The following is a 12,145-nucleotide window of genomic DNA, read 5'->3' as shown; positions in this document are numbered from 1 at the left end:
GATGAACGCCAGAGCCGAGATCACCCAGCGCTACATCGATGCCGATCCCTATCCATGGCCCTACAATGGCGAGCTGCGGCCCGACAATACGGCGCTGATCATCATCGACATGCAGACTGATTTCTGCGGGCCGGGCGGCTATGTCGATCATATGGGCTACGATCTTTCGCTGGTGCGGGCGCCGATCGAGCCGATCAAGTCGGTGCTCTCAGCCATGCGGACCAAGGGCTACACCATCATCCACACGCGCGAGGGCCACCGGCCCGATCTCGCCGACCTGCCGGCCAACAAGCGCTGGCGCTCGCGCCGCATTAATGCCGGCATCGGCGACCCCGGACCTTGCGGTCGCATCCTGGTGCGCGGCGAAGCCGGCTGGGACATCATCCCCGACCTCTATCCGGCGGCGGGCGAACCGATCATCGACAAGCCGGGCAAGGGCTCGTTCTGCGCCACCGACCTGGAGCTGATCCTGCACCAGCGCGGCATCGAAAACATCGTGCTGACCGGGATCACCACCGATGTCTGCGTGCACACGACGATGCGCGAGGCCAATGATCGCGGCTTCGAATGCGTGATGCTGGAGGATTGCTGCGGCGCGACCGACTACGGCAACCATCTCGCTGCAATCAAGATGATCAAGATGCAGGGCGGGGTGTTCGGCGCGGTATCGAACTCGGCATCCTTCGTCGCGCAACTGCCGTGAGGACACGACCTTGAGCGGAAGCATCGGCAAGAAAGCCGTCGGCGTCGAGACCATCGGCATGACCATGCGCTTCGGCGCCTTCACCGCGCTGGACGACGTCTCGATCAAGGTGCCGGCGGGATCATTCCATGCGCTGCTCGGCGAAAACGGCGCCGGCAAGTCGACGCTTGTCAAATGCATGATGGGTTTTTACCACCCGACCTCGGGCGACATGCTGATCGATGGCCGCGAGGCCGCGATCGCCAGCCCCAAGGATGCCTCGGCGCTCGGGCTCGGCATGGTCTACCAGCATTTCACGCTCGTCCCGTCGCTGACCGGCGCCGAGAACCTGGTCATTTCGCGCGAGAAGGTGCCCGGCGTCATCGACTGGCGCAAGGAGCGCGCCGCACTTGCGCAATTTATGCAGCGCATGCCGTTCAAGCTGCCGCTCGACGTCAAGGTTGCCGAGCTTGCCGCGGGCGAGAAGCAGAAGCTCGAAATCATCAAGCAGCTCTATCTCGGCCGCAGTTTCCTGGTGCTCGACGAGCCGACTTCGGTGCTCACTCCCGGCGAGGCACAGGAAGTGCTTGGCCTGGTGCGCGACATGACCAGGACCGGCGACCTTACCGTGCTGATGATCTCGCATAAATTCCACGAGGTGACGGCCTTTGCCGACGACATCACTGTGCTGCGCAAGGGCAGGCTGACCGGAACCGGCAAAGTCTCGGAGCTTTCGCACAAGCAGATGGCGGCGATGATGATCGGTGACCAGCCGATTGCAGCACTCGACAGCCGCGCTCCGGTGCCGGCCGGCGCCAGGCAGGTGCTGACGGTAAAATCGCTGAAGGCGCCCGACCGCACCGGCTTGAAAACCATCGACATCGGCGAGCTCGATGTGAAGTCCGGTGAGATCGTCGGCGTCGCCGGCATCTCCGGCAACGGCCAGAAGGAGTTTCTCGAGGTCCTTGCCGGACAGCGGGCGCGCAATGGCGGCGACGTTCTGGTGAAAGGCTCGCCCTATGGCGCCAGCCGCAGCGAGGCGCGCACGCTCAATGTCCGCTTCATTCCGGAGGAGCCGTTGCGCAATGCCTGCGCGCCGAAGATGACGGTGGCGGAAAACATGGCCTTCCGCACCTTCGACCTCAACGAAGCCGGCAAGCCGGTCAGCTGGATCAGGATGAGTGCGATCAGGGACTACGCGGCCCGTCTGGTCGAACAGTTCAAGGTCAAGACGGCATCCCTCGCTTCGCCGATTTCGTCGCTCTCGGGCGGCAATGTGCAGCGCGCGGTGCTGGCGCGGGAACTGACCGGCGAGGTCGATTTGCTCATCGTGTCGAACCCCTGCTTCGGACTCGACTTCTCCGCCGTCGCCGAAATTCGCGCCCGCATCATGAAGGCGCGCAATGCCGGCGCCGCGGTGCTCCTAATGTCGGAGGACCTTGATGAGCTGCTCGAGCTCTCGGACCGCATCTTCGTCATGTCGGACGGCGCGCTGGTCTACGAGACGCCGATCGCGCAGGCGAGCGTGCAGACGATCGGCGAGCACATGGCGGGACATCACTGATGGCGGAGATCGAGGCGCTGCCGTTTCCGTTCGCCTTCAAGCCTGAGGCGATGGCGCTGGTCGTCATCGACATGCAGCGCGATTTCGCTGAACCCGGCGGCTTCGGCGCCAGCCTCGGCAACGACGTCAGCCGGGTGGTGGCGATTGTGCCGACGGTGAAGAGATTGATCGAGGGGTTCCGCACCGCTGGCCTGCCGGTGATCCACACGATGGAGTGCCACAAAGCAGACCTTTCGGATCTGCCGCCGGCCAAGCGCAACCGCGGCAATCCGTCGATCCGGATCGGCGATGTCGGGCCGATGGGTCGCGTGCTGATCGTCGGCGAGCCGGGAACGGCGATCCTCGATGAACTTGCCCCATTGCCCGGCGAAATCGTCATCGAAAAGCCGGGCAAGGGCGCGTTCTATGCCACCAGCTTCGGCGACGACCTGAAGCGGCTCGGCGCACGGCAACTGGTCTTTGCCGGGGTGACGACGGAGGTCTGCGTTCAGACGACGATGCGCGAGGCCAACGACCGCGGCTATGAATGCCTGCTGGCGGAGGATGCCACCGAGAGCTACTTCCCCGCGTTCAAGGCGGCTGCGCTTGCCATGATCAGGGCTCAGGGCGCCATCGTCGGCTGGACGGCGACGACGGACCAGGTGCTCGAGGGGATTGCCAATGCCTAACCTTGCCTTTGCCGGCCTCCTCAATGGTGGCTGGCGCGATCTGGCGTTCGAGCATTTCCGCGATGGCATTGCGGCGCACTGGCTGCTCAAGGGCGGACCGACGGAACCGTCGGTCGCGATCCTGAACTATCGGCCCGGCGCCAGCGTGCCGCGCCATCGCCATGCCGGGCTGGAAACGATCCTTGTGCTGGAAGGCACACAGAGTGACGAGAACGGCGATTTTGCCGCGGGCAGCGTGATCCTGAACCCGGTCGGAACCGAGCATTCGGTATGGACAAAGGATGGCTGCGTCGTGCTCATTCAGTGGAACCTGCCGGTAGTCATTCTGGGCGAGGCCAAATGAGCGACATCCGCTTCGACATAGCGAGCTTGCACGCTGCCTATCAGGCCGGCGTCAGCATCGGCGAGATGATCGATGCGGTCGATGCGCGGCTCGCAGCGGCCGATGACCCCGGCATCTTCATCCATCTGGCGAGCAGGGCGGAGATGCTGGCCGAAGCAGAAAAGCTCGGCCCGTTCGACCCTGTGGCAAAGCCGCTGTGGGGCGTACCGTTCGCGGTCAAGGACAACATCGATGTTGCCGGCATGCCGACCACGGCCGGCTGCGCCGAATATGCCTACCTGCCGGCGAAAGACGCCACAGTCGTCGCGCGGCTCAAGGCCGCCGGCGCACTGGTCGTCGGCAAGACCAATCTCGACCAGTTCGCCACCGGCCTGGTCGGTGTGCGCACGCCCTATCCGATCCCGAGGAATGCGATCGACCCGAAACTGGTGCCGGGCGGCTCTTCATGCGGCTCGGCCGTCGCAACCGCGCGTGGCATCGTCTCGTTCGCGCTCGGCACCGATACTGCCGGTTCGGGGCGCATACCCGCCGGCCTCAACAACATCGTCGGGCTGAAGCCGAGCATCGGCGCGCTATCAGCCGCCGGCGTCGTGCCGGCCTGCCGGACGCTCGATTGCGTCTCGGTCTTCGCGCTCGCCGTCGACGACGCCTACCACGTGTTCGAGGTCGCGGCGGCAAAGGACGGCGCCGATCCCTATTCGCGTGACCTCGGCGTCCAGGGCCTTGCCGCGCGCCCGCCCGTGCTGACTGTTGGCGTGCCTGCCAGGGCCGACTGGATATTCTTCGGCGACCAGGCGATGCGGGCGGGCTTCGAGGCCGCTCTTGCCTCGCTGGAGACGCTGGGCTGCAGGCTGGTCGAAATCCCGTTCGGTGATTTCTACGCCACCGCCAACCTGCTCTACGAAGGCGCCTGGGTAGCCGAGCGTTATGCTGCGATCAAGGACTTCATGGACGCCAACGAGGCCGCCATGCATCCGGTGACGCGGCAGATCATCGGCGGCGCGCGAAAGCTTTCCGCAGCGGACGCCTTCAACGGGCTCTATGCCTTGCAGGCCTACAAGGCCAGGCTCGCGCCGGTCATCGCCTCGGTCGATCTCTTCTGTGTGCCGACCGCGCCGACCCACTACACGGTCGAGGCGGTTCTCGCCGATCCGATCGTCACGAACAGCCGGCTCGGCACCTACACCAACTTCGTCAACCTGCTCGACATGTGCGGCATAGCCGTGCCGGCCGGAATTCGTAGCGACGGTTTGCCGATGAGCGTCACCTTGCTTGCGGCGGCGGGCAAGGACCACCTGACGGCCTCGCTTGCCCGCGACATCCATGCGGCAAGCGGCCTTGCGCTGGGCGCTACCGGCTGGTCGCAGCCGCGTCGCGATGTTTGCGCGAACGTGGATGAAAGCACGATCGAACTGGCCGTGGTCGGCGCGCATCTGTCGGGCATGGCGCTGAACGGCCAGTTGCAGCAGCTCGGCGCGATTTTCGCCCGGGCGGCAAGAACGGCGCCGCTCTACCGGCTTTACGCGCTCGCCGGCCAGTCGGTGCCGCGACCGGGGCTCGAGCGGATCTGCAATGGCAAGGGGACAGCGATCGAGGTCGAAGTCTGGCGGCTGTCGCCGCAAGCCTTCGGCCGCTTCGTCTCCGCGATCCCGCCGCCGCTCGGCATCGGCACGCTTCTGCTTGATGACGGAACTTCGCCGAAAGGCTTCCTCGTTGAAAGTGCCGGCCTTACCGATGCAGAGGAGATTTCGCATTTCGGCGGCTGGCGCAATTTCATGGCGGGTCAGCTGCAGCGGAGCTGACGACAAAGAATGCCCGTCGCATGCGCGGCGAACCGGGAAGCGCTTGGACGGCGGCGGACCAGCTTCGTGTTTGCCGGCCTCGGCCCCTCGCAGATCCGGCGGTTATTCCAAACGAATCTGCGGACAAGCCCGCACCAGTGGAGCGGCTGATGCAGGTGCAATCGCTGCTGGTGCGGAGCAACCGTAAGCTGGCCGAGGTCGCCGAGGCCTGCGGTTTCTGCGACGTCTGTCATTTCGGGCGCGAGTTCAAGCGCTCAGTGGGATATCGCCGGCCGCATGGCGCCGCATCGAGTTAAGCGCCGGGCCGGGACATTAGGTCGACGGCCTAGGTCGTATGATGATAACTGGACTGACTGCTTGCGACCACTCGTCGACCGTCATCCGCCGGAGGCCCCCTTTGGTTCTGTATATACCGTTGTCCTTAGACACGCCGATCAGAAGCAGCGTCAGCGACCTCATCAGCCTTCGCTCTGACGGCAACGCGATTTTGGCGACGTTCATCGTGCCGCACGATAAAACCAAGGCGCTTCGTGTCCACTTTCATGCCAGCTATGTTATGAGAATGTGCGACGAGCACGTCTTGAACCTCGAGGATCTGCCAATAACCCGACAAGGGCTGATTGGGGAGCATTTTCTCTATCAGGTCGAAGGTGCTGACTTTCTACTCCATCAACCCGCGATTAAAGACAGCTATCGGGGAGCGAAACACTTTCGCTGCGTGACTGGATCGACCTGTCTGGACGTCGTCGCAGATGACCCGCCGACTGTGATGTTGGTCTCGCGTGACAGCGCGAACTGATCGCGTCCGTTCAGCTTCGCTCTTAAAGCCGCATTGAGAACGTCCGGTCCCACCACTTTGCCGACATTGGACTTTTATTGTCACGCCCTGGAACGACGCGCGTCCTGTCGCTGTCCCGAACAGTGTTACGATAAGCAGCAAGCCGCGCGTTGTGCCGCCATCGCCATCGATCGTGTCAACGGCTGAGAACAGGCGGTCACGCTCGATCAGCCAAGGCTTGTAGTCCAGCGCCGCACCCGACCAAGCAGCCATCCGGTCCTGCAGCAATATATCTCGCGGATCGGTGGGCTTTCACATGGTCCTTTGCCGGAACTTGGAATGGCAGCTCGAGCAATCCTGCAAGATGAGATGCAGGAGGTGCTCCGCCGGCAATTTAGCGGGATCGGCTTCCGCCGCCGGCCGCTTGCCAAGCAGGCTGCCACCGCCCATTGCCAGGCCGGAACCCATTCTCATATCGTCGGTGATGCGAGGCGGCGCCCGCTCGGCGTCGGAGGCCAGGGCGCTGGCCAACGTCCCGATATGACGAGCCAGTGCTTCGAACTCCGCGCGGGCGGGGTCGATATCCGGCTTGGCGCCTGAAGGCGGACCCAACGTCGCACTGGGGAATTCGGCAATCAGGGCAGGGCCGGTGCGGGCGCGGATTGTCTCGGCCGCCGCCTTGAAAGCCGCGGCGTCGTAGGCCTGCTTGCCGTCGAACATCCCGGCGATCGCCTTTGCCGCCGCGGCCATTTCCTTCATCGAGGCCTGGCGAGCCTCGATGACCGCATCACGGCTCGAATGGGCGGCAGCGAGCACGACAGAGACGCAGGCAAGCGACAGCACCGTTACAGCGGCTGCGAGCCTCACTGGGTCACGCCTTGTCCTGCCAGCTCGTCGATGATCGGGCAATCCGGCCGCTCGTCGCCGTGGCAGTGACTGACCAGATGGTGGAGCAAGCCGCGCAATCCGACCAGTTCGGCGATCTTCCTGTCGATCTCCACCAGCTTGGCGCTCGCGATCGCCTTCACGTCGGCGCTGTCACGTTCCCTGTCCTGGTACAGCGACAGCAGCTGGCGGCATTCGTCGACCGAAAACCCCAGGCTTCGCGAGCGCTGCAGGAAGCGCAGCCGGTGAATATCGGCCGTCGAGTAATCGCGATAGCCATTGTCTGTCCGGGCCGGGTGCAAGAGCCCGATATCCTCGTAGTAACGGATCGTCTTGGCCGGCAGGCCGGATTTCTCGGATGCGACGCCGATGTTCATGGCGGAAATCTCCTTTGTCGGAAGAAATAGACATTCCAGTAGATGGAAGGTCAACCTGATGTGGCGATTTTGGATGCCCGACGCAACCGCCCGCCCGCTCCAACCGTTTGCTGCCAACAGCACATACTGGACCTTCGGGAAGAAATCAGTTTTCGGAAACGTTTATCGAACAGCGCTCAAACTCGGAGCCCACTCCGGGTGCCGATGAGCAAGGACCCTCCGGCGGCACGCTACACCGTGCAGACGTCGAGGAGACAGAACATGCCCGTCAACGCCTATATCAACCGGATCGCGACAGCGGTGCCGGAGCACGAGGTTCATCAATTCTACCTGCGTTTCGCGGCCTCCATGCTCGCGGCCGATCGCCGGAGGCTCTTCGAACGCATGGCCGATCTTGCCGGCATCGAGCACCGCTATTCCTGCTTTGCGCCGGCGTCCAACCCCGAAGGACCGTCCGCCGACCTGGCCGGGACCTTCATCCGCGGCGCGTTTCCCGGAACGGCCATGAGGATGGCGATGTTCGACGATGCCGCACCCGTCCTGGCGCAAAAGGGCATCGACGGATTGCAGCTTGGCGACGACGCTTCCCGCATCACCCATCTTATCGTCACCACCTGCACCGGCTTTTCGGCGCCGGGCATCGATCTCGAGCTGGTTGCGCGCTGCGGGCTGCCGGACAGCGTCGAACGCACAATGATCGGGTTCATGGGTTGCTATGCCGCGATCAACGGCCTCAAATTGGCCCGCCACATCGTCCGCTCCGACCCGCAGGCCAAGGTCCTGCTGGTCAATATCGAACTCTGCACGATGCATCTGCGCGAAACCACCGAGCTGGAAAAACTGCTGTCGTTCTGCCTTTGGGGCGACGGCTGCGCGGCTGCGCTCATTACTGCCGAGCCGGCCGGCATCGAGCTCGATAGCTTTCACTGCCTGGTGGCGAGGGAACGGCGGGACCTGATGCGTTGGAACATTCGCGACCACGGCTTCGAAATGGTTCTTTCCGGCCAGGTGCCGGCAGCGATTCATGAAGCGTTGCGGAGCAACCAGGCCGCCATCCTCGGCGGTCGATCGGCGGAAGACATCGACCTTTGGGCCGTGCACCCGGGGGGGCGTTCGGTGCTCGACGCCGTCGAAAGGGCCCTGAAACTGGAACCCACCGCGCTGGAACCATCGCGTGAGGTCTTGCGCCGGTATGGGAACATATCGTCTGCGACAGTCATGTTCGTGATGAAAGAGATGTTGAAGGCGCCACCCGGCCTGCTCGGCTGCGGCATGTCGTTCGGTCCCGGGCTGACTGCCGAAACCATGCTCTTTCGAACCGTGTCATGAGCGGCCTGGAGCACCGGCAGCTTGCGCCGGAAATCCTCGACGGCCTTGCGGCCGACGATCCGCGAGCGCTGACCGCGCGCCGCGACCTTCGGCGCATCAATATGCTGATGTTTCAGGTGCCGATCATGACGTCGTTGCTCAAGAGGTTTGTGCCAAAGCCGCCACGCCGCATCCTGGAGATCGGCGCCGGCGATGGCTCCTTCATGCTTGCGGTGGCGCGGCGCATGGCCAGGCATTGGCCTGGGGTCGAACTGGCAATGCTCGACCGCGTCGACCTCGTCACCGCGCAATTGCGCGATGATTTTGACAGGCTGGGATGGAAGGCTGAAGGGATCACCGCCGATGTCTTCGACTGGACAGGAAAGTTCGAGGGCGCACGGTTCGACGCCGTCACGGTCAATCTGTTTCTGCACCATCTCGACGATGCGCAGCTCGTGCGCCTGTTTTCGCTGATCAGGCCAATAGCCCCGTTGCTCATCGCGACCGAGCCGCTGCGGGCGAAACTGGCGCTGGCCGCGACCCGTCTTCTGCCGGCAATCGGCGCCAATGACGTCACACAAAACGACGCGGCGCAAAGCGTGCGTGCCGGCTTTCGCGGCGGCGAGCTTTCCGGCCTCTGGCTTGCGGCCAACGGCCAACCGGTCGAGGAACGACGCGCCGGGCTGTTTTCCCACATCTTCGTCGGCGCCGGTGCCAGTGTCGACCCATGACACGATTGTCGACCCATGACGCCATCGTCATCGGCGCCGGCCCGGCGGGCACATCCGTCGCGCTTACGCTGGCCCGGCGCGGATGGGCCGTGGCCATTGTGGAAAAGACCGTATTTCCGCGCCGCAAGGTCTGCGGCGAATATATCTCGGCAAGCAATCTTGCGCTTCTGGACCGGCTGGAGATCGGCGATGCCTGGCGTGCCAATGCCGGCCCCGAAATCCGCCGCGTCGGCATGTTTTCCGGCGAGACCTGCGTCGAGGCGGCAATGCCACGTGCAGGAGCTGGGCCACGTGCAAAAGATGGCTTCGGCCGGGCGCTCGGCCGCGACATTCTCGACTCTCTGCTTCTACAAGCGGCGCGACCTGCGGGTGTCGAAATCTTTCAGCCCTGCCGCGCCGTCGCCATCGAGCGGGATGGCCAGATGCAACGGGTGCGAATTCAGGCCGGGGACGAAACGACCATGTTGCGTGCGCCGGTGATTGTCGCCGCACACGGCTCGTGGGAACCAGGGCCGCTGTCCAGCCAGCTCGGAAAGGCAAATCGCCCGTCTGACCTGCTCGGCTTCAAGGCGCATTTCACCGGGTCGTCGCTCGCGCCGGATTTGATGCCTCTGCTGGCTTTTCCCGGCGGCTATGGCGGCATGGTCTCGGCGGATCACGGCCGGCTGTCGGTGTCGTGCTGCATTCGCCGCGATATGCTCGCGCGGTTGCGCAAGCAACATGGCCCCAAACGCCGGAGCCATGTGCCGGCCGCCGATGCGGTCTTCCGCCATCTCGTGGACTCGTGCCGGGGCGTCAGGGATGCCCTGGAACCGGCGCTTCTCGACGGTCCGTGGCTTGCCGCGGGTCCGATCCGGCCGGGAATTCGCTCGTGCTACGAAGGGGACATCTTCCGCGTCGGCAATGCGGCCGGAGAGTCTCATCCAGTCATCGCCGAGGGCATCTCGATGGCGGTTCAGTCCGGCTGGCTGCTGGCTTGCGAACTCGCATCCGCGCCAAGTGGCCCGGCAGGGCGCGAGGCCGCCGCCAGACGCTATGAAGCGGCCTGGAAAAGACTGTTTTCGACGCGGGTCTACGCCGCCGCGGCTCTTGCCGGAATTGCCCTTCGCCCCGGCAGCGCCACCTTGATGGCGGCGATCGTCCGGAATTTCCCGCAGGCACTGACATTGGGCGCGCAACTGAGCGGCAAGACCAAGCCGGTTCCAGGCTTTGCCTGACGAGGGTGGGGCGTCGTGCTGCGCTGGTTCGCCTTACATGCCACCGCCACAGATGGCAGCGGCTGCCGCTTCTCCTCGGAATTTTGCCATCACATAGTCGTATACCTGAAGGTATCTACGACTTCAGGTTCGCAGGTATTTGACCAGCGCTGCAATCGCGAGCAAGAGCGCGACGAACACCAGGACCCAGACGAGCGCCATGCCGCCCATCATCCATGTACCCATTGGACCATTCATCATTGCAATCACCTTTACGGTCAGTGAAGGCCCGCCTTCGTCGGTAAGCATCGGCGACTGCGAAGGCAATTAGCTCGCCGGGGAATTCGGTCAAGACGACGAGGAAACCCCGATCGGCCACCCTGCCGCCGTGTCCTGCCAACCGGAAGTGTCCTGTCCTTGCCGTCTCACATACCTCCGCCGCAGCCGTCCGAGAGATCCCAGACGTCGACGACCTGCTTGCCGGTGAAACCATGCTCGCGGATCAGGAACTTCGCCAATCCGCCATACACTTTCCAGCGCCAGCATGGGCAGCAGCATGGGCCTTTCTCGTTGGAATTGGCCATTGCATAGTCATAGGCGTGCTGCTCGTCGCCGGAGAGTTTCACATCGTAATAGGGCAGCATCTTCTGTGCGATGCCGGCCGGAATATCGTACGGATCGCTGGGGATCATTGCGATCTCGCGGTACCTGGCCAGGCCGCTCACCTGCTCGGCATAGCGCTTCGTCTCCATAGGGCTGCAGCACGAGCCCGTGATCCGCGACATCGCCGGCATGGTCGCGATCGACTCCGTGAACTTGGCCGAACACGTGCTGTTGCCGTTCTGGCTGAGATATTTAAAACGGCGCACCAGATCGGAATCCTGCGCGGCGAGCGCCAAATCCGGCCTCTTGAGCAAGCCGACAGCCGCAGCGACGCCAAAGGCGCTACCTAGAACAACCGTCCGTCGGGTTGGGTAACATATCCGGCTCATTTGCTTTTCCTCGCTTGCTCGATCAGTTTCTTCATCGTTGCGAGGTCGGTCGCGCCGGCGAAAATCTGCTCGCCAACGACGAAGCTTGGCGTTCCGCTGATCTTCAGCGCCTGGGCGAGTTGCGTATTCCGGTCGATCGACGCCTGGATATCGGGCCGCTGCATGTCGGTCTTCAGTTTAGCCACGTCGAGACCGACGTCGGCAGCGACCTTCAGCACGACCGCTTCGGTCACCCGCGTCTTCACCGCATACAAGGCCTTGTGGAATGCCATGTACTTGCCCTGGCGCATTGCGGCGAGAGCCGCCTTGGAAGCAAATACGGAATCCGTGCTGAGGATCGGGAATTCCTTGTAGACGATCTTGAGCTGCGGATCGTCGGCCATGGCTTGCGCCATGATCGGCGCAACTTGCCGGCAATAGGGGCAGTTATAGTCAAAGAATTCGACCATGGTGACGTCGCCTTCGGCGTTGCCGCCGACCGGGCTCGCCGGGTCCCGGAAGATATCGTCGGCCTTGGCCGCCAGGGCGGCTTTCGCCTCTTTTGCCGCGGCCTCGCGCTGGCGGGCATCGAGGCTCTGCAGCGCCTCCATGACGACCTCGGGATGCGCGAGGATATAATCGTGGACGCGCTGGTCGAACTGGTCCTGGGACATCTCGCCCGCGGCGATCGCCTGACCGTGAAGACCGAGCGCCAGCCAGACCGTCGCGCCGGCCAGGACGAAGGCACGGGCCATTTTGCCGATGGCTCCGCGCAATGGATTGGACTTGTGGATCACAGGGTTCTCCTTCCCTCTGTTTCGCCGGACCGCCGGCGTGTGA

At 63.7% G+C, this 12,145-nt stretch carries 14 protein-coding genes and 1 pseudogene; 10 read left to right on the top strand and 5 right to left on the bottom strand.

Features of this window, described 5'->3' with window-relative positions:
* Position 1 precedes the first annotated feature (1 nt).
* The 7 genes from biuH to NKG60_RS04150 all read left to right on the top strand — a co-directional run bounded on the left by biuH (position 2) and on the right by NKG60_RS04150 (position 5,858).
* Positions 2-703 carry a biuret amidohydrolase gene (biuH, locus tag NKG60_RS04180; RefSeq protein WP_352661824.1) on the top strand — a complete coding sequence of 234 codons (702 nt, stop codon included), beginning with the start codon at positions 2-4 and terminating at the stop codon, positions 701-703.
* A gap of 10 nt (positions 704-713) precedes the next feature.
* Positions 714-2,246: an ABC transporter ATP-binding protein gene (locus NKG60_RS04175; RefSeq protein WP_352974167.1), complete on the top strand. Its 1,533-nt coding sequence runs from the start codon at positions 714-716 to the stop codon at positions 2,244-2,246.
* Positions 2,246-2,914, top strand: a complete 669-nt coding sequence (locus tag NKG60_RS04170; protein ID WP_352974165.1) for a cysteine hydrolase family protein — start codon at positions 2,246-2,248, stop codon at positions 2,912-2,914. Before NKG60_RS04175 ends, NKG60_RS04170 begins: the two co-directional genes overlap by 1 nt.
* Complete coding sequence (locus NKG60_RS04165) at positions 2,907-3,257, top strand: cupin domain-containing protein (protein ID WP_352974164.1); 351 nt, start codon at positions 2,907-2,909, stop codon at positions 3,255-3,257. Before NKG60_RS04170 ends, NKG60_RS04165 begins: the two co-directional genes overlap by 8 nt.
* A complete protein-coding gene (atzF, locus tag NKG60_RS04160; RefSeq protein ID WP_352974162.1) occupies positions 3,254-5,059 on the top strand; it encodes an allophanate hydrolase in 1,806 nt (601 codons plus the stop codon). The genes NKG60_RS04165 and atzF overlap by 4 nt, the downstream gene beginning before the upstream one ends.
* 149 nt (positions 5,060-5,208) lie before the next feature.
* On the top strand, positions 5,209-5,355 hold the full coding sequence (locus tag NKG60_RS04155) for a hypothetical protein (protein ID WP_352974160.1): 147 nt from the start codon (positions 5,209-5,211) through the stop codon (positions 5,353-5,355).
* Between the two features lie 101 nt (positions 5,356-5,456).
* Complete coding sequence (locus NKG60_RS04150) at positions 5,457-5,858, top strand: hypothetical protein (RefSeq protein WP_352467690.1); 402 nt, start codon at positions 5,457-5,459, stop codon at positions 5,856-5,858.
* A 129-nt stretch (positions 5,859-5,987) separates the two neighbouring features.
* On the opposite strand, the pseudogene NKG60_RS04145 reads toward NKG60_RS04150, so the two are convergent.
* From NKG60_RS04145 to cueR, 3 genes and pseudogenes are all read right to left on the bottom strand, one after another.
* Positions 5,988-6,083: pseudogene (locus NKG60_RS04145) on the bottom strand (phytochelatin synthase family protein); the annotation flags it as partial.
* A 66-nt stretch (positions 6,084-6,149) separates the two neighbouring features.
* A complete protein-coding gene (locus NKG60_RS04140; protein WP_352974158.1) occupies positions 6,150-6,704 on the bottom strand; it encodes a cytochrome c in 555 nt (184 codons plus the stop codon).
* A complete protein-coding gene (cueR, locus tag NKG60_RS04135) occupies positions 6,701-7,099 on the bottom strand; it encodes a Cu(I)-responsive transcriptional regulator (protein WP_352974157.1) in 399 nt (132 codons plus the stop codon). Before cueR ends, NKG60_RS04140 begins: the two co-directional genes overlap by 4 nt.
* Positions 7,100-7,141: 42 nt before the next feature.
* Here cueR and NKG60_RS04130 point away from each other — a divergent pair, with 42 nt between their 5' ends.
* Genes NKG60_RS04130 through NKG60_RS04120 form a run of 3 tightly spaced genes read left to right on the top strand, consistent with a single transcriptional unit; the run spans position 7,142 to position 10,355 of the window.
* Complete coding sequence (locus NKG60_RS04130) at positions 7,142-8,428, top strand: type III polyketide synthase (protein WP_352974155.1); 1,287 nt, start codon at positions 7,142-7,144, stop codon at positions 8,426-8,428.
* Positions 8,425-9,138, top strand: coding sequence for a methyltransferase domain-containing protein (locus tag NKG60_RS04125; RefSeq protein ID WP_352974154.1), 714 nt, complete (start codon positions 8,425-8,427; stop codon positions 9,136-9,138). Before NKG60_RS04130 ends, NKG60_RS04125 begins: the two co-directional genes overlap by 4 nt.
* Positions 9,135-10,355 (top strand): NAD(P)/FAD-dependent oxidoreductase, encoded by a 1,221-nt coding sequence (locus NKG60_RS04120; RefSeq protein ID WP_352974152.1) that lies wholly within the window; start codon positions 9,135-9,137, stop codon positions 10,353-10,355. The genes NKG60_RS04125 and NKG60_RS04120 overlap by 4 nt, the downstream gene beginning before the upstream one ends.
* A gap of 404 nt (positions 10,356-10,759) precedes the next feature.
* Here NKG60_RS04120 and NKG60_RS04115 read toward each other — a convergent pair whose 3' ends face one another.
* Complete coding sequence (locus tag NKG60_RS04115; protein WP_352974151.1) at positions 10,760-11,326, bottom strand: hypothetical protein; 567 nt, start codon at positions 11,324-11,326, stop codon at positions 10,760-10,762.
* A complete protein-coding gene (locus NKG60_RS04110) occupies positions 11,323-12,102 on the bottom strand; it encodes a DsbA family protein (protein WP_352974150.1) in 780 nt (259 codons plus the stop codon). The genes NKG60_RS04115 and NKG60_RS04110 overlap by 4 nt, the downstream gene beginning before the upstream one ends.
* Between the last annotated feature and the right edge of the window lie 43 nt (positions 12,103-12,145).

It is taken from the genome of Mesorhizobium sp. M1428 (assembly GCF_040317515.1).
Classification (GTDB): Bacteria; Pseudomonadota; Alphaproteobacteria; order Rhizobiales; family Rhizobiaceae; genus Mesorhizobium.
Note: the sequence above shows the minus strand (reverse complement) of the source record. Positions and strands in the feature narration are given on the sequence as shown.